The sequence below is a fragment of the Pseudomonas sp. YQ_6 genome, from assembly GCF_043103245.1.
Lineage (GTDB): Bacteria > Pseudomonadota > Gammaproteobacteria > Pseudomonadales > Pseudomonadaceae > Aquipseudomonas > Aquipseudomonas alloputida.
The window spans coordinates 47,984-69,527 of the sequence record NZ_JBICJR010000026.1 but is presented as its reverse complement, the minus strand read 5'-3'; the positions used below and the strand labels follow the sequence as shown (position 1 = coordinate 69,527).

Below are 21,544 nucleotides of genomic sequence, written 5' to 3'. Positions count from 1 at the left end.
CCTGTTTTCGGCACGCTGCGAAGCGCCGCCACCCAGCCTTGGAAGTGACGCCTGGATGACTACCCATATTCAACGCTCCGCCCTGCTGCCATACCCCGCCCAGGCGCTTTACGATCTGGTCAACGATGTGGCCAGCTACCCTGAGTTTTTGCCGTGGTGCTCGGCCTCGACGGTGATCGAAACCAGCGATACACACATGCGTGCCAAGCTCGAAGTGGCCAAGGGTGGTATGAGCCAGCACTTCGTGACGCGTAACGTGCTGGTGCCGGGGCAGTCCATTGAGATGAACCTCGAAGAAGGGCCATTCACCCAGTTGCATGGTGTGTGGGTGTTCAAGGCGCTGGGTGAAAAAGCCTGCAAGATCAGCCTGGACCTTTCCTTCGATTACGCTGGGCCGATTGTGCGCGCCACGTTGGGCCCGCTGTTCAATCAGGCGGCCAACACACTGGTCGATGCGTTCTGCCAGCGCGCCAAGCAATTGAATGCCTGACGGATAAGGCGCAAACAAAAAGCCCGGACCAGGTCCGGGCTTTTTTGCATCTGCTGTTCCCGCTTAGCGGGTTTCCAGCGGTGCCGGCGTCGGGACCGGGGTGGTCTCGATGGTGTCGATCTCGCGCTGGATGGACTCTTCGGTCGAACCAGGCTTGGCCGGTTTTTCTTCAGGTTGCGCTGCCGGCTGTTCGGCCTGGCCTGGCTCGGTGGCTGGGCTGACGGTGGTGTCGCTGCTGCCGCCGAGGATTTCCTGATCGCGGCTTACGCCTGGCATGAAGTCGCCAGACAGGCTGACCAGTTGATCGCTTTCGTTGAAAAATACACTCATGCGTTCTTGCTGACGTTTACCGCCACCAGGCTGCAGGCTGTACAGGTAATCCCAACGATTGGTGTTGAAGGTGTCCTGAATCAGCGGGTTGCCCATGATAAACCTTACTTGCCGGCGGGTCATTCCCGGGCGTAATTGGTCTATCATGTCTTGCGTGACGACATTGCCCTGCTGGATGTCGATTTTGTAAACCCCGGGAAACGAGCAACCGGCGAGTGCGAGCAGTCCCACTAGGGTGAGGCTGGTTAGCAAGAGCTTGGTGTTTTGCATCGGTGGGCGACTTCCACTATCTTGGCTGGACAACGTAAACCCCGATCATACCCGTATTAAGAGAAGCTGCGAAGCAGCATCGGCGAGAAAGCTGACCATGGTTGAAAATAGCGAATTGCGCAAAGCCGGTCTCAAGGTGACCCTGCCTCGAGTCAAGATCCTTCAGATGCTCGACTCTACCGAGCAGCGTCACATGAGTGCAGAGGATGTCTACAAGGCGCTGATGGAGGCTGGCGAGGATGTAGGCCTGGCCACCGTCTATCGCGTGCTGACCCAGTTCGAGGCGGCGGGTCTGGTGGTTCGCCACAACTTCGACGGCGGTCATGCAGTGTTCGAGCTGGCTGATGGCGGTCACCACGACCACATGGTGAACGTGGATACCAGTGAAGTCATCGAATTCATGGACGCCGAAATCGAGAAGCGCCAGCGCGAAATCGTAGCCGAGCATGGCTTCGAGCTGGTGGACCACAATCTGGTCCTGTACGTGCGTAAGAAGAAGTAACGATTTTTCGTTATGGATAGCAAAGGCGACCTTCGGGTCGCCTTTGTGCTTTCTGGGGCTAAAAGATGTGTTGTCCGTGCCGGCCTCTTCGCGGGCGCGCCCGCTCCCACAGGTACACCTCAGGTTTCACATCCTGTGATCACCCTTTGGGAGCGGGCGTGCCCGCGAATCGTCCTGGAAAAGAAGGGCTCAGGCCTTGCCGCTCACCACCATCTTGCGTGCATGGGCCAGGGATTCCTTGGTCAGGTCGATACCGCCGAGCATCCGCGCCACTTCTTCCACGCGCTCACGCTTGCCAAGGCTAGCCACGGCGGTGTGGGTGGTTTCGCTGTTGCGCACCTTGTGCACGAACAAATGGTGATGCCCCTGCGCCGCCACCTGCGGCAGGTGGGTCACGGTCAGTACCTGGCCGCGCTCGCCCAGGCGCCGCAGCAGTTGGCCGACGATTTCTGCCGTTGGCCCGCCAATACCCACGTCGACTTCGTCGAACACCAGGGTAGGAATGCGCGAGGTCTGCGCGGTAATGACCTGGATCGCCAGGCTGATGCGCGACAGTTCGCCACCCGACGCCACCTTGGCCAGGGCCTTGAGCGGCTGGCCTGGGTTGGCACTGACCAGCAGTTCGATCTGCTCCAGGCCATGGGGTGACAGGTCTGCGCCTTCGTTGGGTGTCAGCTCTATGCAGAAGCGCCCGCCAGGCATGCCCAGGCGCTGGATTTCCTGCTCCACCGCGCCTGCCAGCTGCTGCGCCGCTTGCTGGCGCAGGCCGCTGAGTTCGCGCGCCTTCTCTTTATAGTGCTGGGCGTAGGCGGCAAGCTCTTCGCCCAGCCGCTCGATCGACTCGTCACTGGCGTTAAGGCCTTCCAGCTCCTCCATCAGTTGCTGTTGCAGGTGGGGCAGCTCGGTGGGGTGCACCCGGTGTTTGCGCGCCAGGGTGTAGATGGTGTCCAGGCGCTCTTCCAGGGCTTGCAGGCGCATCGGGTCGGCGTCGAAGTTGTCGAGGAAGCGGTTGAGTTCGCCCACGGCTTCCTCGACCTGAATCTGCGCGCTGGCGATCAGGTTGGCCGCTTCACTCAGTGCCTTGGGCGAGTTGGTGGCGGCACCCAGGCGGTTGAGGCTGGAGGTGAGGGCGCTGAGCACATTGCCCGAATCACTCTCGCTACACTGGTCGATGACCTGGCGGCAGATGCCGAACAGGGCTTCGGCGCTGGTCAGGTTCTTGTGTTCCTGCTCCAGCTGCTCCAGTTCGTGCTCGCCCAGGCCGAGGTTGTCCAGCTCTTCCAGCTGGTAACTGAGCAACTGGTGGCGGGCGCGCTGCTCGTCGCCCGAGTTGGACAGGCGCTCCAGCTCCAGGCGGGTCTGGTTCCAGCGCTTGGCTGCAAGCTGTACCTGGCGGGCCAGGTCGACGGCACCGGCATACTCGTCAAGCAGGCGACGGTGGGTGTCGGTCTTGAGCAGGGACTGGTGCTCGTGCTGGCTGTGGATATCGATCAGCAGTTCGCCCAGCGCCTTGAGGTCGCCGAGCGGGCAGGGCGTGCCGTTGATGTAGCCGCGGCTGCGGCCTTCGGCGGTGATCACCCGGCGCAAGATGCACAGGCCTTCGTTGTCCAGGTCGCGCTCGGCCAGCCAGGTATGCGCTTCGGGAATGTCCACCAGGTCGAAGGTGGCCAGGATGTCCGCCTTGTCGGTGCCGGGGCGCACCACGCCGCTGTCGGCACGGTCGCCCAGGGCAAGGCCGAGGGCGTCGAGCATGATCGATTTGCCGGCACCGGTCTCGCCGGTGATGACGGACATGCCACGGGCGATTTCGAGGTCGAGGTGCTCGACGATGGCGTAGTTGTGAATGGACAGGTGCACCAGCATGGGGGCGGCTCCCGGAAATCAGGTCTGGTTATTTATACAGTACTTTTTTCAGGCCTGCCAATGCCCCTTCGCAGATTCTGTTGCAGCCTCGAAAACCACCTTGCCCCTTGAACCTGGTTTTTCCGGCCCCATATAGCCGACATCCAAGGCGAGCCTGGCTCGCAGTCCACAAAATTGCGCAGGAGAGACCCCATGGCTGATGAGCAGCTGAACGAGAAAGACCTTAACGTGGAAGAAACCGGTGCAGGCAATGCAGCTGATACCCGTGTTCTGGAGCTCGAGGAACAGCTGGCCGCAGCCAAGGACCAGGCGCTGCGCGCCGTTGCCGACCTGCAGAACGTACGCCGTCGTGCCGAGCAGGATGTGGAGAAAGCCCACAAGTTCGCCCTGGAGAAGTTCTCCAGCGACTTGCTGCCGGTGATCGACAGCCTGGAACTGGCCCTGGCTCACTCCAGTGCCGACGATGAGCACGTCAAGCAGATCCGCGAAGGGGTCGAGCTGACCCTGAAGATGTTCCAGGACACCCTCAAGCGCTACAACCTTGAAGCTGTCGACCCGCACGGCCAGCCGTTCAACCCTGAGCACCACCAGGCCATGGCCATGCAGGAAAACGCCGAGGTCGAGCCAAACAGCGTGCTGAACGTGTTCCAGAAGGGCTACCTGCTGAACGGCCGCCTGCTGCGCCCCGCCATGGTGGTGGTCAGCAAGGCGCCGAGCGCGGCGCAACCCTCGATCAATGAAAAGGCTTGAAATCCTTCGGGGCATCCCCATCTAGGTGTCAAGCCTTCAAGTATTACCGCAGTTGGCCAAAGTAGTCGCTGCTACCAAATTCAAGTTTCGGGAGAGTTAACATGGGTAAAATCATCGGTATCGACCTGGGGACCACCAACTCGTGCGTCTCCATTCTGGAAAACGGTAACGTCAAAGTCATCGAAAACGCCGAAGGTGCGCGTACTACCCCTTCGATCGTGGCCTACGCCAACGATGGCGAAATCCTGGTCGGCCAGTCGGCCAAGCGCCAGGCTGTCACCAACCCGCACAACACCCTGTTCGCAGTGAAGCGCCTGATTGGCCGCCGCTTCGAAGAAGATGTCGTGCAGAAAGACATCAAGCTGGTGCCGTACAAGATCGTCAAGGCGAACAACGGTGACGCCTGGGTCGAGGCTGCTGGCAAGGAAATGGCTCCGCCGCAGATCAGCGCCGAAGTTCTGAAGAAAATGAAGAAGACCGCCGAAGACTACCTCGGCGAGCCAGTCACCGAAGCGGTCATCACCGTTCCGGCCTACTTCAACGACAGCCAGCGCCAGGCTACCAAAGACGCCGGCCGCATCGCTGGCCTGGACGTAAAACGCATCATCAACGAGCCGACTGCCGCTGCACTGGCTTACGGTATGGACAAGGCCAAGGGCGACCACACCGTCATCGTTTATGACCTGGGTGGTGGTACCTTCGACGTTTCGGTCATCGAAATCGCCGAAGTCGACGGTGAGCACCAGTTCGAAGTACTGGCTACCAACGGCGACACCTTCCTGGGTGGCGAAGACTTCGACATGCGCCTGATCGACTACCTTGTCGACGAGTTCAAGAAAGAGTCGGGCATGGACCTGAAGAACGATCCTCTGGCCCTGCAGCGCCTGAAAGAAGCCGCAGAAAAAGCCAAGATCGAGCTGTCGTCCGCTCAGTCGACCGACGTCAACCTGCCGTACATCACTGCAGATGCCACCGGTCCTAAGCACCTGAACGTGAAGATCTCCCGCGCCAAGCTGGAGTCGCTGGTCGAAGACCTGGTCAAGCGTACCATCGAGCCTTGCCGCATCGCCCTGAAAGACGCCGGCATCGACGCCAGCAAGATCGACGACGTGATCCTGGTCGGCGGTCAGACCCGCATGCCGCTGGTGCAGAAAGAAGTAGCCGACTTCTTCGGTAAAGAAGCGCGCAAGGACGTCAACCCGGACGAAGCCGTCGCCATGGGCGCTGCCATCCAGGGTGCGGTACTGGCCGGTGACGTGAAAGACGTCCTGCTGTTGGACGTAAGCCCGCTGACCCTGGGTATCGAAACCATGGGTGGCGTGATGACCGCGCTGATCGAGAAGAACACCACCATCCCGACCAAGAAGTCGCAGGTGTTCTCGACTGCCGACGACAACCAGAGCGCCGTGACCATTCACGTGCTGCAAGGTGAGCGTAAGCAGGCTGCGCAGAACAAGTCGCTGGGCAAGTTCGACCTGGCTGACATTCCGCCAGCACCGCGTGGCGTGCCGCAAATCGAAGTGACCTTCGACATCGATGCCAACGGCATCCTGCACGTAGGTGCGAAAGACAAGGCCACCGGCAAGACTCAGTCGATCGTGATCAAGGCCAACTCCGGCCTGTCGGACGAAGAGATCGAGCGCATGGTGCGTGACGCCGAGGCCAACGCCGAGGAAGACCGCAAGTTCGAAGAGCTGGCTGCTGCCCGTAACCAGGGTGACGCGCTGGTGCACTCGACCCGCAAGATGGTCGCTGATGCAGGTGACAAGGTTACCGCTGAAGAGAAAACCGCCATCGAGGCCGCCGTTGTTGCCCTGGAAGCCGCTGTCAAAGGCGACGACAAGGCTGCCATCGACGCCAAGGTTGAGGAGCTGTCCAAGGTCTCTGCCCCGGTTGCCCAGAAGATGTACGCCGAGCAGTCGGCTGAACAGCCTCAGGGTGGCGCGCAGCAGGCCGAGCCGGAAGCCAAGCACGATGACGTGGTTGACGCCGAGTTCGAAGAAGTGAAAGACAACAACAAGCAGTAATCCCTGCATGTTGTCGGCCAGTTCCCCGTCGTTTGCCGGGGAGCTGGTAGGATGTCGCCGCGCGGGGGCTTGCTCCCGCGTTGGCGTATCTGGAATTCGAGAATTTTTACAGCATCTGTCAGCGGCTCTTGAGGGTCGCGCGCGGGTGCTGATGGCGTGGCGCAGATGCCACACGCCCAACAAGGTGCAAATGACCTATGTCCAAGCGTGATTATTATGAGGTCCTGGGTGTCGAGCGCGGCGCCACTGAAGCGGACCTCAAGAAGGCTTACCGCCGTTTGGCGATGAAGTACCACCCGGACCGCAACCCGGGCGATAAAGAGTCGGAAGACAAGTTCAAGGAGGCCAACGAGGCCTACGAAGTGCTGTCGGACGCGAGCAAGCGTGCGGCCTTCGACCAGTATGGCCATGCGGGTGTCGACCCAAGCATGGGTGGCGGTGGTGCCGGCTTTGGTGGTGCCAACTTCTCCGACATCTTCGGTGATGTGTTCAGCGACTTCTTCGGCGGCGGTGGTCGCGGTGGCGGTCGAGGCGGTGCCCAGCGCGGCAGCGACCTGCGCTACACCCTGGAGCTGAACCTGGAAGAAGCGGTGCGTGGCACCACGGTCAGTATCCGCGTGCCCACCCTGGTCAACTGCCAGCCGTGCGACGGTTCCGGTGCCAAGAAGGGCTCGACCCCGTCGACCTGCCCGACCTGTGGCGGCATCGGCCAGGTGCGCATGCAGCAAGGCTTCTTCTCGGTGCAGCAGACCTGCCCGCGCTGCCATGGCCAAGGCAAGATCATTACCGACCCGTGCACTTCGTGCCATGGTGAAGGTCGTGTCGAGGAATACAAGACGCTGTCGGTCAAGGTGCCGGCAGGTGTCGATACCGGCGACCGCATCCGTCTGTCGGGTGAGGGCGAGGCTGGTACTCATGGTGGCCCGACTGGCGACCTGTACGTGGTGATCAGCGTGCGTGAGCACGAGATTTTCCAGCGCGACGGCAAGCATTTGTACTGTGAAGTGCCGATCAGCTACACCGATGCTGCCTTGGGTGGCGAGCTGGAAGTGCCGACCCTGGATGGTCGCGTGAAGCTGAAGATTCCGGAAGGCACCCAGACCGGTAAGCAGTTCCGTCTGCGTGGCAAGGGCGTTGCCCCGGTGCGTGGCGGTGGTGCGGGTGACCTGCTGTGCCGTGTGGCCGTAGAAACCCCGGTCAATCTCAGTCGCCGTCAGCGCGAGCTGCTCGAAGAGCTGCGTGATTCGCTGGAAGGTGACAGTTCCCACTCGCCCAAGGCCAGCGGCTGGTTCGATGGTGTGAAGCGCTTCTTCGGCGATCTCTGACAAGGAACAGGTTATGCGACGTATTGCAGTGATGGGCGCGGCGGGGCGGATGGGCAAAACCCTTATCGAAGCCGTGCAACAAACATCGGGCGCGGGGCTGACTGCGGCGATCGATCGCCCTGACAGCTCGTTGGTCGGGGCTGATGCCGGAGAGCTGGCGGCACTTGGCCGAATTGGCGTGCTGCTGTCCGACGACCTGGCCAAGGTTGCCGACGAGTTCGATGTACTGATCGACTTCACTCACCCCTCGGTGACCCTGAAGAACCTCGCGTTCTGCCGCAAACACGGCAAGGCGATGATCATCGGCACGACCGGTTTTACAGTCGAAGAGAAGCAGCTGTTGGCCGAAGCTGGCAAGGACATTCCAATCGTGTTCGCCGCCAACTTCAGCGTGGGTGTCAACCTTAGCCTCAAGCTGCTGGATATGGCTGCGCGGGTGCTGGGCGATGATGTCGATATCGAAATCATCGAGGCGCACCACCGGCACAAGGTCGATGCGCCATCGGGTACCGCACTGCGCATGGGTGAAGTGGTTGCCAATGCGCTGGGCCGTGATCTGCAGGAAGTGGCCGTATATGGCCGTGAAGGGCAGACCGGCGCGCGTGATCGCAAGACCATCGGTTTCGCTACCGTGCGTGCCGGCGATGTGGTGGGCGATCACACCGTGTTGTTCGCTGCCGAAGGCGAGCGCCTGGAAATCACCCACAAGGCTTCCAGCCGCATGACCTTCGCCAAGGGTGCCGTGCGTGCGGCGCTGTGGCTGGATGGGCGCGAGCCGGGGCTGTACGACATGCAGGATGTGCTTGAGCTGCGTTAAGCCGTGAGTGTGGTGTTGGCTTCTTCGCGGGCTTGCCCGCTCCCACAGGTGCGGCGTTGCTCTTGGGCTGGTGCGATCCCTGTGGGAGCGGGCAAGCCCGCGAAGAAGCCAACACAGATGTCAGTCTGTCGCATTGATGTGTTTTAGAGACACATCCACGGTAGACCGAAAACACACTTTTCTGTAAGCTACAGCTTTAGTGTGTCCACTAAAAGCGCGCAGCGAATTGAATTCAGCACATGAAAGCGGGGTGACGTGTCCATACGTCACTCCGCTTTTTTGCAACCTGCGATCGCCCTTTCATGCTTGATTTACGGGAGGTCTTCTTGACAAAGCCAGCCATACTCGCCCTTGCCGACGGCAGTATTTTTCGCGGTGAAGCCATCGGTGCCGACGGTCAGACCGTTGGTGAGGTGGTATTCAACACCGCTATGACCGGCTACCAGGAAATCCTTACAGACCCTTCCTACGCGCAGCAAATCGTTACCCTGACCTACCCGCACATCGGCAACACCGGTACTACTCCGGAAGACGCCGAGTCGAACCGCGTCTGGTCCGCTGGCCTGGTCATCCGTGACCTGCCGCTGCTGGCCAGCAACTGGCGTAACACCCAGTCGCTGCCTGAGTACCTCAAGGCCAACAACGTCGTTGCCATCGCTGGCATCGACACCCGCCGCCTGACCCGTATCCTGCGTGAAAAAGGCGCCCAGAACGGTTGCATCCTGGCCGGTGACAACATCAGCGAAGAAGCCGCCATCGCCGCCGCCCGCAGCTTCCCAGGCCTGAAGGGCATGGACCTGGCCAAGGTAGTTTCCACCAAGGAACGCTACGAGTGGCGCTCCAGCGTGTGGGAGCTGAAAACCGACAGCCACCCGACCATCGACGCAGCCGACCTGCCTTACCATGTGGTCGCCTTCGACTATGGCGTCAAGCTGAACATCCTGCGCATGCTGGTTGCCCGTGGCTGCCGCGTGACCGTGGTGCCGGCCCAGACCCCTGCCAGCGAAGTGCTGGCACTCAACCCGGACGGCGTGTTCCTGTCCAACGGCCCTGGTGACCCTGAGCCGTGCGACTACGCGATCCAGGCGATCAAGGAAATCCTCGAAACCGAGATCCCGGTATTCGGCATCTGCCTCGGCCACCAGCTGCTGGCCCTGGCTTCCGGCGCCAAGACCGTGAAAATGGGCCACGGCCACCACGGTGCCAACCACCCGGTCCAGGACCTGGATACCGGTGTGGTCATGATCACCAGCCAGAACCACGGCTTCGCCGTTGACGAGGCGACCCTGCCGGGTAACGTTCGCGCCATTCACAAGTCGCTGTTCGACGGCACCCTGCAGGGTATCGAGCGTACCGACAAGAGCGCGTTCAGCTTCCAGGGCCACCCTGAAGCGAGCCCGGGCCCGACCGACGTCGCGGCTCTGTTCGATCGTTTCACCGATGCCATGGCCAAGCGCCGCTGAGCATCCTGCTTCAAGGCCCCGGGCCGGCACACGCCGCGCCCGGCAGCGCCTGACCCAGATTGTTCAAAGCGGCTTGCCGACTGACCCCGGATTTGAGTGACCACCATGCCAAAACGTACAGACATCAAAAGCATCCTGATTCTCGGCGCTGGCCCGATCGTGATCGGCCAGGCCTGCGAATTCGACTACTCCGGCGCCCAGGCCTGTAAAGCCCTGCGCGAGGAAGGTTTCCGCGTCATCCTGGTGAACTCCAACCCAGCCACCATCATGACCGACCCGGCCATGGCCGACGCCACCTACATTGAGCCGATCAAGTGGCAATCGGTGGCCAAGATCATCGAGAAAGAGCGCCCGGACGCCGTCCTGCCGACCATGGGTGGCCAGACCGCCCTGAACTGCGCCCTGGACCTGGAGCGCCACGGCGTTCTGGAGAAGTTCGGCGTAGAGATGATCGGTGCCAACGCTGACACCATCGACAAGGCCGAAGACCGTTCGCGCTTCGACAAGGCCATGAAGGACATCGGCCTGGAATGCCCGCGCTCTGGTATCGCCCACAGCATGGAAGAGGCCAATGCGGTCCTCGAGAAGCTTGGCTTCCCGTGCATCATTCGCCCGTCGTTCACCATGGGCGGCACCGGCGGCGGTATCGCTTACAACCGTGAAGAGTTCGAAGAAATCTGCACCCGTGGTCTGGACCTGTCGCCGACCAAAGAGCTGCTGATCGACGAATCGCTGATCGGCTGGAAGGAATACGAGATGGAGGTGGTCCGCGACAAGAAGGACAACTGCATCATCGTCTGCTCGATTGAGAACTTCGACCCGATGGGTGTGCACACCGGTGACTCGATCACTGTTGCCCCGGCACAGACCCTGACCGACAAGGAATACCAGATCATGCGCAACGCCTCGCTGGCGGTGCTGCGTGAAATCGGTGTGGAAACCGGCGGTTCCAACGTCCAGTTCGGCATTTGCCCGAACACCGGCCGCATGGTCGTCATCGAGATGAACCCGCGCGTATCGCGTTCGTCCGCCCTGGCCTCCAAGGCCACCGGCTTCCCGATCGCCAAGATCGCCGCCAAGCTGGCCATTGGTTACACCCTCGACGAGCTGCAGAACGACATCACTGGCGGTCGCACCCCAGCGTCCTTCGAGCCGTCGATCGACTACGTCGTCACCAAGCTGCCACGCTTCGCCTTCGAGAAATTCCCGAAAGCCGACGCCCGTCTGACCACCCAGATGAAATCCGTGGGTGAAGTCATGGCCATCGGCCGTACTTTCCAGGAGTCCCTGCAGAAAGCCCTGCGCGGCCTGGAAGTCGGCGCCTGCGGCCTCGACCCGAAAGTCGACCTGGCCAGCCCGGAAGCCGCCAGCATCCTCAAGCGCGAACTGACCGTGCCGGGTGCTGAGCGTATCTGGTATGTCGCCGATGCCATGCGTTCGGGCATGACCTGCGAAGAAATCTTCAATCTGACCGGCATCGACATGTGGTTCCTGGTGCAGATGGAAGACCTGATCAAAGAAGAAGAGAAGGTCAAGACCCTGGCCCTGTCGGCAATCGACAAGGACTACATGCTGCGCCTCAAGCGCAAGGGCTTCTCGGACCAGCGCCTGGCAGTACTGCTGGGTATCACCGACAAGAACCTGCGTCGCCACCGCCACAAGCTGGAAGTGTTCCCGGTGTACAAGCGCGTCGACACCTGCGCCGCCGAGTTCGCCACCGACACCGCCTACCTGTACTCCACCTACGAGGAAGAGTGCGAGGCCAATCCGTCGACCCGCGACAAGATCATGATCCTGGGTGGCGGCCCGAACCGTATCGGCCAAGGTATCGAGTTCGACTACTGCTGCGTGCACGCAGCCCTGGCGCTGCGTGAAGACGGTTACGAGACCATCATGGTCAACTGCAACCCGGAAACCGTCTCCACCGACTACGACACTTCCGACCGCCTGTACTTCGAGCCGTTGACCCTGGAAGACGTGCTGGAAGTCTGCCGCGTCGAGAAGCCGAAAGGTGTGATCGTTCACTACGGCGGTCAGACCCCGCTGAAGCTGGCCCGCGCTCTGGAAGAAGCTGGCGTGCCGATCATCGGTACCAGCCCTGACGCCATCGACCGCGCCGAAGACCGTGAGCGCTTCCAGCAGATGGTTCAGCGCCTGAGCCTGCTGCAGCCGCCAAACGCCACCGTGCGCAGCGAAGAAGAAGCCATCCGTGCTGCCGGCAGCATCGGCTACCCGCTGGTCGTGCGTCCGTCCTACGTACTGGGCGGCCGTGCCATGGAGATCGTCTACGAGCTGGACGAGCTCAAGCGCTACCTGCGTGAAGCGGTACAAGTGTCGAACGACAGCCCGGTACTGCTCGACCACTTCCTCAACTGCGCCATCGAGATGGACGTGGATGCGGTGTGCGACGGCACCGACGTGGTCATCGGCGCGATCATGCAGCACATCGAGCAGGCTGGCGTACACTCCGGCGACTCGGCGTGCTCGCTGCCACCTTACTCGCTGAGCAAGGAAGTGCAGGACGAAGTCCGCGTTCAGGTCAAGAAAATGGCGCTGGAGCTGGGCGTAGTCGGCCTGATGAACGTGCAGCTGGCCCTGCAGGGCGACAAGATCTACGTGATCGAAGTCAATCCGCGTGCCTCGCGTACCGTACCGTTCGTGTCCAAGTGCATCGGCACGTCCCTGGCGATGATCGCAGCCCGTGTCATGGCGGGTAAAACCCTGAAAGAGCTGGGCTTCACCCAGGAAATCATCCCGAACTTCTACAGCGTGAAGGAAGCCGTCTTCCCGTTCGCCAAGTTCCCAGGGGTTGACCCGATCCTCGGCCCTGAGATGAAATCGACCGGTGAAGTGATGGGTGTCGGTGACAGCTTCGGTGAAGCCTTCGCCAAAGCCCAGATGGGTGCCAGCGAAGTGCTGCCGACGGGCGGTACCGCGTTCATCAGCGTACGCGACGACGACAAGCCACAAGTGGCCGGCGTTGCCCGCGACCTGATCGCCCTGGGCTTCGAAGTGGTTGCCACTGCCGGCACCGCCAAGGTTATCGAGGCGGCTGGCCTGAAAGTGCGCCGTGTGAACAAAGTGACCGAAGGTCGCCCTCACGTGGTCGACATGATCAAGAACGACGAAGTGTCGCTGATCATCAATACCACCGAAGGTCGCCAGTCGATCGCCGACTCCTACTCGATTCGTCGCAATGCGCTGCAGCACAAGATTTACTGCACCACTACCATTGCGGCTGGTGAAGCCATCTGCGAAGCGCTGAAATTCGGTCCGGAAAAGACCGTTCGTCGCTTGCAGGATCTGCATGCAGGACTGAAAGCATGAGCATTACCAAATACCCGATGACCGTCCAGGGCGCTCGCGCCCTGGAAGAAGAGCACCTGTTCCTGAGCAAGACCGAGCGTCCGCGCCTGAGTCAGGCCATTGGTGAAGCGCGTGAGCTGGGTGACCTCAAGGAAAACGCCGAATACCATGCCGCCCGTGAGGAGCAGGGCATGGTCGAAGCGCGTATCCGTGATATCGAAGGCCGCCTGCAGAATTCGGTGGTCATCGATGTGACCACCATTCCTCACACCGGCAAGGTGATTTTCGGTACCACCGTGGTACTGGCCAACACCGAAACCGATGAAGAGGTGACCTACCAGATCGTTGGCGAGGATGAAGCTGACGTGAAGCAGGGCAAGCTGTCGAGCGGCGCACCCATTGCCCGTGCCATCATCGGCAAGGAAGAAGGTGATACTGTCGTCGTCAAGACGCCTAGTGGCACGGTCGAGTACGAGATTGTCGAAGTCAAGCACATCTGACCGACGCCTGCGGGCGCCGTCCCTCGAGGGGATCCTCTGGCAACTGGCCCAGGTTTTCTGGGTCGGTGGCCTGTGGGTGTTCCATGTCGGGCTGGTGCCTGCGCTCAAGGTCAGTGGCCTGGCCCCGCTGCTGGTACAGGATATCGCCGGGCAGATCGACCGCTGGTTGATCGGCGTGGCGTTGCTTGGCTTGTTGACCCAGCTGGCAGTGCTGGCGAGGGTGGACGGCCTGGCGGCCTGGTGGCGGCAGTTCCGCGGCCAGATGCTGTTGCTCGGCTTCGGGGCCTGCGTGGGGTATTACACCTTGCGCTACGGTATTTCCGTGGGCGAGCGCTGGCAGATGTTCTGCTTCCTGGTGCTGGGCTTTTCCGGCATCGTGCTGGTGGCCCAGCCGGTACCGGTCAGGGCGCGTTCACCGCGCCACTGATCGGAGCTACCGTTACTTGTAACGGTGGATGTTGGACAGCTGCTTGTTCGGCTGTGGGTTCTTGCGGTAGATCAGGGCTTTCTTGCCGATGGTCTGCACCAGCTCGGCGCGGCCGGCCTTGCACAGCTCGGCGATGGTCTCGGCGCGTTCTTCGCGGTCTTCCGAGCGAATTTCGACCTTGATCAGCTCATGGTCGAGCAGAGCGCGCTCCAGTTCGGCGATCACGCCTTCATTCAAACCGTTGCCAGCAACGATCAGGACCGGCTTCAGGTCATGACCAATGGACTTGTATTGCTTCTTCTGCTCGTTATTGAGCGGCATAATCTGACCCTTTCCGTCTGATTCTGTAAAATTGACCGGCATTTTACCCGAGGGCCACCGGCTCCGCCCAGTCAATCACGACGCATATCATCGAGGTGCCCCGTGGTACAACGTTCCAAAAGCAGCGCAAACTGGCTGCGAGAGCATTTCAACGACCCTTTTGTGAAGCAGGCGCAGAAGGATGGGTATCGCTCGCGTGCGAGCTACAAACTGCTGGAGATCCAGGAGAAGGACCGCCTTATCCGCCCAGGCATGAGCGTGATCGACCTCGGCGCGGCCCCTGGTGGCTGGTCTCAGGTGACCAGTCGTCTGATTGGTGGCCAGGGTCGCCTGATCGCTTCCGACATTCTGGAAATGGACTCGATCGCCGACGTGACCTTCATTCAGGGTGACTTCACCCACGACGAAGTGCTGCAGCGCATTCTCGAAGCGGTGGGCGATTCGCATGTAGACCTTGTGATTTCCGACATGGCCCCCAATATGAGTGGTACGCCCGCGGTGGACATTCCGCGTGCCATGTTCCTCTGCGAGCTGGCCCTCGATCTGGCGACCCGCGTACTCAAGCCCGGGGGCGACTTCCTGATCAAGATTTTCCAGGGCGAAGGTTTTGACGTGTACCTGAAGGACGTGCGCAGCAAGTTCGACAAGGTACAAATGCGCAAGCCATCGTCGTCACGGGACCGTTCCCGCGAGCAATACCTGTTGGGCAGGGGCTTCAAAGGGTAATGAAAGGTGTGAAGCGGGGTGGTCGATAGTTAATTCCAATCGGCCACTGCGTCAGGATCGTCCGAACTTCGTGTAGTCTAGCTTTCACAAAGGGTTACAGACGGTGCCTGCGGCTGCGTAGGTAATGTAGTAAGTTAGGGCGATGAATATCATGCGAGGCACGGCTGCGTCGTGCGCCGGCCTCAGAGGGTAGCTAATTGAACGACATGGCAAAGAATCTGATCCTGTGGTTGATCATCGCAGCTGTCCTGGTGACAGTGATGAACAACTTCTCCAGCCCTAACGAGCCGCAGACCCTCAACTACTCCGACTTCATCCAGCAGGTCAAGGATGGCAAGGTCGAGCGTGTGACCGTCGATGGCTACATCATTACCGGCAAGCGCACCGACGGCGACAACTTCAAGACTGTGCGCCCGGCCATTACCGACAATGGCCTGATCGGCGACCTGGTCGACAACCACGTGGTCGTCGAAGGCAAGCAGCCTGAGCAGCAGAGCATCTGGACGCAGTTGCTGGTGGCGAGCTTCCCGATCCTGGTGATCATTGCCGTGTTCATGTTCTTCATGCGCCAGATGCAAGGGGGCGCGGGCGGCAAGGGCGGGCCGATGAGCTTCGGCAAGAGCAAGGCACGCCTGTTGTCCGAAGACCAGGTCAAGACCACGCTGGCTGACGTTGCGGGCTGCGACGAGGCCAAGGAAGAGGTTGGTGAGCTGGTCGAGTTCCTGCGCGATCCGGGCAAGTTCCAGCGCCTGGGCGGCCGTATCCCGCGCGGTGTGCTGATGGTTGGCCCGCCCGGTACCGGTAAGACCCTGCTGGCCAAGGCCATTGCGGGCGAAGCGAAAGTACCGTTCTTCACCATTTCCGGTTCGGACTTCGTGGAAATGTTCGTGGGTGTCGGTGCCAGCCGTGTGCGCGACATGTTCGAGCAGGCCAAGAAGCACGCCCCGTGCATCATCTTCATCGACGAGATCGACGCCGTTGGTCGCCATCGTGGCGCCGGCATGGGCGGCGGTCACGACGAGCGTGAGCAAACCCTCAACCAGTTGCTGGTGGAGATGGACGGCTTCGAGATGAACGATGGCATCATCGTCATCGCCGCCACCAACCGTCCGGATGTGCTCGACCCTGCGCTGCTGCGCCCCGGCCGCTTCGACCGCCAGGTGGTGGTGGGCCTGCCGGACATTCGTGGTCGCGAGCAGATCCTCAAGGTGCACATGCGCAAGGTGCCGATCGGCGAGAACGTCAACCCGGCGGTCATCGCGCGTGGTACCCCAGGCTTCTCCGGCGCCGACCTGGCCAACCTGGTCAACGAGGCTTCGCTGTTTGCCGCGCGTTCCAACAAGCGCCTGGTCGAAATGAAAGAGTTCGAGCTGGCCAAGGACAAGATCATGATGGGCGCTGAGCGCAAGACCATGGTCATGTCCGAAAAGGAAAAGAGAAACACTGCCTATCACGAGGCTGGCCACGCCATTGTCGGTCGCCTGGTGCCTGAGCACGACCCGGTCTACAAGGTTTCGATCATCCCGCGTGGTCGTGCCTTGGGTGTGACCATGTTCCTGCCGGAAGAAGACCGCTACAGCCTCTCCAAGCGTGCGCTGATCAGCCAGATCTGCTCGCTGTATGGCGGCCGTATCGCCGAGGAGATGACCTTGGGCTTCGATGGCGTGACCACTGGCGCGTCCAACGACATCATGCGCGCCAGCCAGCTCGCTCGTAACATGGTGACCAAATGGGGCCTGTCCGAGAAGCTCGGCCCGCTGATGTATGCAGAGGAAGAGGGCGAGGTGTTCCTCGGCCGCAGTGCCGGTAGCCAGCATGCCAGCGTGTCCGGCGAGACTGCCAAATTGATCGACTCCGAGGTGCGCAGCATCATCGATCAGTGCTATGCCACTGCCAAGCAGTTGCTGATCGACAACCGCGACAAGCTCGAGGCGATGACCGAAGCGCTGATGAAGTACGAGACCATCGATGCCGATCAGATTGACGACATCATGGCTGGGCGCACACCACGTGAGCCACGTGATTGGGACGATGACAAGCACTCGGGCACGCCTGCGGCCCAGGATGAGCGTCCGGAATCGCCAATCGGCGGCCCAGCGGCTGAACACTAAGGGCATCTATGAGCTCAGTGCAGTACCCCACCCGGTTGCCTTGCGGCAACCGGGTTCTTGATTTGTCGCATACCCATGTCATGGGTATTCTCAATATCACCCCCGATTCCTTCTCCGATGGCGGTCGTTTCAGTCAGCGCGACGAGGCCCTGCGCCACGCCGAAGCGATGGTTGCCGCCGGCGCAACGCTGATCGACATCGGTGGCGAGTCCACGCGCCCGGGTGCGCGTGCAGTCTCGGTGACCGAGGAGCTGGAGCGTGTGGCGCCAATGGTCGAGGCCATCAACAGTCGCCTCGACGTGGTCATTTCGGTCGATACCTCCACGCCTGCTGTCATGCGTGAAGCAGCACGCCTGGGTGCCGGGCTGATCAACGACGTGCGGGCCCTGGAGCGCGACGGCGCCCTGGACGCTGCGGCGGATACCGGTCTGCCGGTGTGCCTCATGCACATGCGTGGCGAGCCAGGCAACATGCAGGACGATCCGCAGTACCAGGACGTGACCGCCGACGTCACCCGTTATCTTGAACAGCGGATGGCCGCCTGCGCAGCAGCGGGCATCGACGCTGATAGAATCATCCTTGACCCGGGCTTCGGTTTCGCCAAGACACTGGCGCACAACCTGAGCCTGTTCAAGCACATGGAAGCGCTCTATCGCCTTGGGCGCCCACTGCTGGTGGGCGTTTCACGAAAGAGCATGATCGGCCTGACGCTGGAACGTCCGGTCGGCGAGCGCTTGTACGGCAGCCTTGCGCTGGCGGCGTTGGCCATGACCAAAGGGGCGAGCATCCTTCGGGTACATGACGTGGCCGAAACCGTTGATGTGGTACGCATGATCGCTGCGGTGCAAAACGCCGAATAAGAACATTGGAGTCCCTATGAGCAGAAAATACTTTGGTACCGACGGCATTCGTGGCCGCGTCGGCGAATACCCGATCACGCCTGACTTCATGCTGAAGCTTGGCTGGGCGGCCGGCATGGCCTTCCGCAAGCAAGGCCATTGCCGCGTGCTGGTGGGCAAGGACACGCGCATCTCCGGCTACATGTTCGAGTCCGCACTCGAAGCCGGCCTGTCCGCGGCAGGTGCCGATGTGATGCTGCTCGGGCCGATGCCGACACCGGCCATCGCTTACCTCACGCGTACCTTCCACGCCGAAGCCGGCATCGTCATCAGTGCCTCGCACAACCCGCACGATGACAACGGCATCAAGTTCTTCTCGGGCCAGGGCACCAAGCTGCCGGACGAGGTCGAGCTGATGATCGAAGAGCTGCTCGACCAACCGATGACCGTTGTCGAGTCGGGCAAGCTGGGCAAGGTTTCGCGTATCAACGATGCCGCCGGCCGCTACATCGAATTCTGCAAGAGCAGCGTGCCGAGCAGCACCAGCTTCGACGGCCTCAAGCTGGTGGTCGACTGCGCCCATGGTGCTACCTACAAGGTTGCGCCCAGCGTATTCCGTGAGCTGGGTGCCGACGTGACCGTGCTGCATGCGCAACCGGACGGCCTGAACATCAACGAAGGTTGCGGCTCGACACACATCGAATCGCTGCAGGCCGCTGTACTGGTCGGGCATGCCGATCTCGGCATTGCCTTTGACGGTGACGGCGATCGCGTGCTGATGGTCGACCACACGGGCGCCATCGTCGACGGTGACGAGCTGCTGTTCATCATCGCTCGCGACCTGCAGGAGCATGGCAAGCTGCAAGGCGGGGTGGTCGGTACGCTGATGAGTAACCTGGGCCTGGAGCTGGCGCTCAAGGACCTGGACATCCCGTTTGTGCGGGCCAAGGTCGGCGACCGTTACGTCATGGCCGAGCTGTTGGAGCGTGAATGGCTGGTCGGCGGTGAAAACTCCGGTCACGTCGTGTGCTGCAACCACACCACAACGGGCGATGCGATCATTGCCGCGCTGCAGGTGCTGATGGCGCTCAAGCGCCGGGGCGAAACCCTGGCCCAGGCCCGTCAGGCCCTGCGCAAGTGCCCGCAGGTGCTGATCAATGTGCGCTTTGGCGCCAGCAAGGTCGACCCGCTGGAGCACCCCGCCGTCAAGGAAGCCAGTGCCAAGGTTACCGAAGCGCTGGCGGGGCGGGGTCGTGTGCTGTTGCGCAAGTCCGGTACCGAGCCGTTGGTGCGGGTCATGGTTGAGGGCGAGGACGAAAGCCAGGTGCGGGCCCATGCTGAAGCGCTGGCCAAACTGGTCGGCGAAGTTTGTGTCTGAAGGCGCTTGCCAGCGCAGATCTGGTTGGGTAAGATCTGCGCCCACTTTGACCGACGAGGTAAAGCATGCGTCGCCCTATGGTAGCTGGTAACTGGAAAATGCACGGTACCCGCGCTAGCGTCGCTGAGCTGACCAAAGGCTTGAGTAATCTCGCCTTGCCGAGCGAAGTGGAAGTCGCCGTATTTCCACCGGCCTTGTTCATCAATCAGGTGATTGATGGCCTGGCAGGTAAAGAAATTACTGTCGGCGCACAGAATTCTGCTGTACAACCCGAACAGGGTGCGCTGACCGGGGAAGTTGCTCCCGAGCAGCTGGTTGAAGCAGGTTGCAAGTTGGTGTTGATTGGCCATTCGGAGCGTCGCCAGATTATTGGTGAAACCGACGAAGTGCTCAATCGCAAGTTTGCAGCAGCCCAGGCCAAAGGCTTGAAGCCAGTGCTTTGCATAGGGGAAACCCTTGAGGAGCGCGAGGCTGGCAAGACGCTCGAAGTTGTCGGGCGTCAACTAAGCAGTATCATCGAAGCATTCGGTGTTAAGGCTTTTGCCGATGCAGTAATTGCCTATGAGCCTGTATGGGCCATCGGTACAGGCCTTACGGCCACGCCACAGCAGGCCCAGGATGTGCACGCCGCCATCCGCGGCCAGTTGGCGGCAGAAGATGCTGAAGTGGCTGCGAAGGTGCAGTTGCTATACGGCGGCAGCGTGAAGGCGGCCAATGCGGCCGAACTGTTCGGCATGCCGGATATCGATGGGGGTCTCATTGGTGGGGCTTCCCTGAACGCAGACGAATTCGGTGCAATTTGTCGCGCCGCAGGAAACTGAACAAATGCTGGAAACAGTCATCGTTGTTTTTCATCTGTTGGCAGCGCTGTCGCTTGTAGTGCTGGTTCTGTTGCAACAGGGTAAAGGTGCTGAAGCAGGTGCATCTTTCGGCGCGGGGGCCTCAAACACCGTGTTCGGGAGCCAAGGCTCTGCAACGTTCCTAAGTAAATTAACTGCTATACTCGCTGCCACTTTCTTTTTGACAGCACTTGGGTTAGGATACTTCGCGAAGCAACAAGCTCACCAGCTTAGCCAAGCAGGTCTTCCAGATCCAGCAGTGCTAGAAGTGAAAGAGCCGCAAAAACCGGCAGTTAATGATGATGTACCGGTGCTCCAACAGCAGAAGAGCGAAACCACCAATAATACGGGTGATGTACCTCCTCCGGCTCAAGAGCAGAAGTAACGGGTTTCAAGTAGTAGTATTGCCGAGGTGGTGGAATTGGTAGACACGCAACCTTGAGGTGGTTGTGCCCATAGGGTGTAGGGGTTCGAGTCCCCTTCTCGGTACCAATTAAAGCTTGAGAGCCCGCTTTAGCGGGCTTTCTTGTAGGTGAATGTTTGGATTTGACCCTCAACAGGGTTCGGTCTTATACTTTTGCCCCAGCTTTGTCGCGGGGTGGAGCAGCTTGGTAGCTCGTCGGGCTCATAACCCGAAGGTCGTTGGTTCAAATCCAGCCCCCGCAACCAGCTTCAGCGGAGCCCCTTTTCAGGGGCTTTTTGCTAACCGAACAGTTTCGGCGTCGTTGTCCTACGGCGCTTTCAGGGATGGGCGCTTCGCCCATTTTTTATTTGCACAGCATGCACGAGGGGGTTCAGGTGTCGAGCAAGCTAGAACAGTTGCAGGCCTTGTTGGCCCCGGTTGTCGAGGGTCTGGGCTATCAGTGCTGGGGGATCGAATACGTTTCCCAGGGTAAGCATTCGGTACTGCGCATCTACATCGACAAGGAAGGCGGTATTCTGGTGGACGACTGCGAAGCAGTCAGCCGTCAGGCCAGCGCAATCCTCGATGTGGAGGATCCAATCAGCAGTGAGTACACCCTCGAGGTGTCTTCTCCAGGCATGGATCGCCCACTGTTCACGCTGGAACAGTTTGCCTCGCATGCCGGCGAACAAGTGAAGATCAAGCTGCGCTCACCCTTCGAGGGTCGTCGTAACTTCCAGGGCCTTCTCCGCGGTGTGGAGGAGCAGGATGTGGTGGTCCAGGTGGACAACCAGGAGTTCCTGTTACCGATCGACTCGATCGACAAGGCCAATATTATTCCCAGTTTTGACTGAGAC

20 protein-coding genes and 2 tRNA genes are annotated in these 21,544 nt (G+C 60.7%); 19 read left to right on the top strand and 3 right to left on the bottom strand.

Annotated elements, in window-relative coordinates:
- Positions 1-55: 55 nt before the first annotated feature.
- Complete coding sequence (locus ACF8FG_RS06535) at positions 56-490, top strand: type II toxin-antitoxin system RatA family toxin (RefSeq protein ID WP_014592414.1); 435 nt, start codon at positions 56-58, stop codon at positions 488-490.
- A gap of 63 nt (positions 491-553) precedes the next feature.
- On the opposite strand, the gene ACF8FG_RS06530 is transcribed toward ACF8FG_RS06535, so the two are convergent.
- Positions 554-1,090, bottom strand: a complete 537-nt coding sequence (locus ACF8FG_RS06530; protein WP_023390041.1) for an outer membrane protein assembly factor BamE — start codon at positions 1,088-1,090, stop codon at positions 554-556.
- 97 nt (positions 1,091-1,187) lie between these two features.
- Between ACF8FG_RS06530 and fur the strand changes: the two genes are divergently transcribed.
- Positions 1,188-1,592 carry a ferric iron uptake transcriptional regulator gene (gene fur, locus ACF8FG_RS06525; protein WP_003249922.1) on the top strand — a complete coding sequence of 135 codons (405 nt, stop codon included), beginning with the start codon at positions 1,188-1,190 and terminating at the stop codon, positions 1,590-1,592.
- Positions 1,593-1,781: 189 nt separating this feature from the next.
- On the opposite strand, the gene recN is transcribed toward fur, so the two are convergent.
- Positions 1,782-3,455, bottom strand: coding sequence for a DNA repair protein RecN (gene recN, locus ACF8FG_RS06520; protein ID WP_318077410.1), 1,674 nt, complete (start codon positions 3,453-3,455; stop codon positions 1,782-1,784).
- 192 nt (positions 3,456-3,647) lie between these two features.
- Here recN and grpE point away from each other — a divergent pair, with 192 nt between their 5' ends.
- The 8 genes from grpE to ACF8FG_RS06480 all read left to right on the top strand — a co-directional run bounded on the left by grpE (position 3,648) and on the right by ACF8FG_RS06480 (position 14,070).
- Positions 3,648-4,205 (top strand): nucleotide exchange factor GrpE, encoded by a 558-nt coding sequence (grpE, locus tag ACF8FG_RS06515; RefSeq protein WP_010955367.1) that lies wholly within the window; start codon positions 3,648-3,650, stop codon positions 4,203-4,205.
- Between the two features lie 101 nt (positions 4,206-4,306).
- Complete coding sequence (dnaK, locus tag ACF8FG_RS06510) at positions 4,307-6,232, top strand: molecular chaperone DnaK (RefSeq protein WP_010955366.1); 1,926 nt, start codon at positions 4,307-4,309, stop codon at positions 6,230-6,232.
- A gap of 197 nt (positions 6,233-6,429) precedes the next feature.
- Positions 6,430-7,557, top strand: a complete 1,128-nt coding sequence (dnaJ, locus tag ACF8FG_RS06505) for a molecular chaperone DnaJ (protein WP_010955365.1) — start codon at positions 6,430-6,432, stop codon at positions 7,555-7,557.
- 13 nt (positions 7,558-7,570) lie between these two features.
- Entirely contained in the window at positions 7,571-8,374 is an 804-nt protein-coding gene (gene dapB / locus ACF8FG_RS06500; RefSeq protein ID WP_012053753.1) for a 4-hydroxy-tetrahydrodipicolinate reductase, read from the top strand.
- A gap of 326 nt (positions 8,375-8,700) precedes the next feature.
- Positions 8,701-9,837, top strand: a complete 1,137-nt coding sequence (carA, locus tag ACF8FG_RS06495) for a glutamine-hydrolyzing carbamoyl-phosphate synthase small subunit (RefSeq protein WP_119713282.1) — start codon at positions 8,701-8,703, stop codon at positions 9,835-9,837.
- 105 nt (positions 9,838-9,942) lie between these two features.
- Positions 9,943-13,164 (top strand): carbamoyl-phosphate synthase large subunit, encoded by a 3,222-nt coding sequence (gene carB / locus ACF8FG_RS06490; RefSeq protein ID WP_010955363.1) that lies wholly within the window; start codon positions 9,943-9,945, stop codon positions 13,162-13,164.
- Between the two features lie 2 nt (positions 13,165-13,166).
- Positions 13,167-13,643 (top strand): transcription elongation factor GreA, encoded by a 477-nt coding sequence (gene greA, locus ACF8FG_RS06485; RefSeq protein ID WP_024717413.1) that lies wholly within the window; start codon positions 13,167-13,169, stop codon positions 13,641-13,643.
- Positions 13,621-14,070, top strand: a complete 450-nt coding sequence (locus ACF8FG_RS06480) for a hypothetical protein (RefSeq protein WP_012053750.1) — start codon at positions 13,621-13,623, stop codon at positions 14,068-14,070. Before greA ends, ACF8FG_RS06480 begins: the two co-directional genes overlap by 23 nt.
- A gap of 12 nt (positions 14,071-14,082) precedes the next feature.
- On the opposite strand, the gene yhbY is transcribed toward ACF8FG_RS06480, so the two are convergent.
- Positions 14,083-14,391, bottom strand: coding sequence for a ribosome assembly RNA-binding protein YhbY (gene yhbY, locus ACF8FG_RS06475; protein ID WP_119713283.1), 309 nt, complete (start codon positions 14,389-14,391; stop codon positions 14,083-14,085).
- A 102-nt stretch (positions 14,392-14,493) separates the two neighbouring features.
- On the opposite strand from yhbY, the gene rlmE reads away from it, so the two are divergent.
- From rlmE to rimP, 9 genes are all read left to right on the top strand, one after another.
- Positions 14,494-15,117: a 23S rRNA (uridine(2552)-2'-O)-methyltransferase RlmE gene (rlmE, locus tag ACF8FG_RS06470; protein WP_003249947.1), complete on the top strand. Its 624-nt coding sequence runs from the start codon at positions 14,494-14,496 to the stop codon at positions 15,115-15,117.
- 206 nt (positions 15,118-15,323) lie between these two features.
- Positions 15,324-17,228, top strand: a complete 1,905-nt coding sequence (ftsH, locus tag ACF8FG_RS06465) for an ATP-dependent zinc metalloprotease FtsH (RefSeq protein WP_012053749.1) — start codon at positions 15,324-15,326, stop codon at positions 17,226-17,228.
- A gap of 8 nt (positions 17,229-17,236) precedes the next feature.
- Positions 17,237-18,088 carry a dihydropteroate synthase gene (gene folP, locus ACF8FG_RS06460; protein ID WP_019438969.1) on the top strand — a complete coding sequence of 284 codons (852 nt, stop codon included), beginning with the start codon at positions 17,237-17,239 and terminating at the stop codon, positions 18,086-18,088.
- 16 nt (positions 18,089-18,104) lie between these two features.
- Complete coding sequence (glmM, locus tag ACF8FG_RS06455) at positions 18,105-19,445, top strand: phosphoglucosamine mutase (RefSeq protein WP_014592408.1); 1,341 nt, start codon at positions 18,105-18,107, stop codon at positions 19,443-19,445.
- A gap of 65 nt (positions 19,446-19,510) precedes the next feature.
- Entirely contained in the window at positions 19,511-20,266 is a 756-nt protein-coding gene (gene tpiA, locus ACF8FG_RS06450; protein ID WP_019438970.1) for a triose-phosphate isomerase, read from the top strand.
- Between the two features lie 4 nt (positions 20,267-20,270).
- Complete coding sequence (secG, locus tag ACF8FG_RS06445) at positions 20,271-20,669, top strand: preprotein translocase subunit SecG (RefSeq protein ID WP_020193781.1); 399 nt, start codon at positions 20,271-20,273, stop codon at positions 20,667-20,669.
- A 21-nt stretch (positions 20,670-20,690) separates the two neighbouring features.
- Positions 20,691-20,776, top strand: a tRNA-Leu gene (locus ACF8FG_RS06440).
- A 100-nt stretch (positions 20,777-20,876) separates the two neighbouring features.
- Positions 20,877-20,953, top strand: a tRNA-Met gene (locus tag ACF8FG_RS06435).
- A gap of 129 nt (positions 20,954-21,082) precedes the next feature.
- Positions 21,083-21,541, top strand: a complete 459-nt coding sequence (gene rimP / locus ACF8FG_RS06430) for a ribosome maturation factor RimP (protein WP_003249960.1) — start codon at positions 21,083-21,085, stop codon at positions 21,539-21,541.
- Positions 21,542-21,544 lie beyond the last annotated feature (3 nt).

What these genes read in the sequence shown, in the direction of transcription:
- ACF8FG_RS06535 (WP_014592414.1), top strand. Translation starts at nt 56, where the DNA reads ATGACTACCCATATTCAACGCTCCGCCCTGCTGCCATACCCCGCCCAG.
- ACF8FG_RS06530 (WP_023390041.1), bottom strand. Translation starts at nt 1,090, where the DNA reads ATGCAAAACACCAAGCTCTTGCTAACCAGCCTCACCCTAGTGGGACTG.
- fur (WP_003249922.1), top strand. Translation starts at nt 1,188, where the DNA reads ATGGTTGAAAATAGCGAATTGCGCAAAGCCGGTCTCAAGGTGACCCTG.
- recN (WP_318077410.1), bottom strand. Translation starts at nt 3,455, where the DNA reads ATGCTGGTGCACCTGTCCATTCACAACTACGCCATCGTCGAGCACCTC.
- grpE (WP_010955367.1), top strand. Translation starts at nt 3,648, where the DNA reads ATGGCTGATGAGCAGCTGAACGAGAAAGACCTTAACGTGGAAGAAACC.
- dnaK (WP_010955366.1), top strand. Translation starts at nt 4,307, where the DNA reads ATGGGTAAAATCATCGGTATCGACCTGGGGACCACCAACTCGTGCGTC.
- dnaJ (WP_010955365.1), top strand. Translation starts at nt 6,430, where the DNA reads ATGTCCAAGCGTGATTATTATGAGGTCCTGGGTGTCGAGCGCGGCGCC.
- dapB (WP_012053753.1), top strand. Translation starts at nt 7,571, where the DNA reads ATGCGACGTATTGCAGTGATGGGCGCGGCGGGGCGGATGGGCAAAACC.
- carB (WP_010955363.1), top strand. Translation starts at nt 9,943, where the DNA reads ATGCCAAAACGTACAGACATCAAAAGCATCCTGATTCTCGGCGCTGGC.
- yhbY (WP_119713283.1), bottom strand. Translation starts at nt 14,391, where the DNA reads ATGCCGCTCAATAACGAGCAGAAGAAGCAATACAAGTCCATTGGTCAT.
- ftsH (WP_012053749.1), top strand. Translation starts at nt 15,324, where the DNA reads ATGGCAAAGAATCTGATCCTGTGGTTGATCATCGCAGCTGTCCTGGTG.
- folP (WP_019438969.1), top strand. Translation starts at nt 17,237, where the DNA reads ATGAGCTCAGTGCAGTACCCCACCCGGTTGCCTTGCGGCAACCGGGTT.
- glmM (WP_014592408.1), top strand. Translation starts at nt 18,105, where the DNA reads ATGAGCAGAAAATACTTTGGTACCGACGGCATTCGTGGCCGCGTCGGC.
- tpiA (WP_019438970.1), top strand. Translation starts at nt 19,511, where the DNA reads ATGCGTCGCCCTATGGTAGCTGGTAACTGGAAAATGCACGGTACCCGC.
- secG (WP_020193781.1), top strand. Translation starts at nt 20,271, where the DNA reads ATGCTGGAAACAGTCATCGTTGTTTTTCATCTGTTGGCAGCGCTGTCG.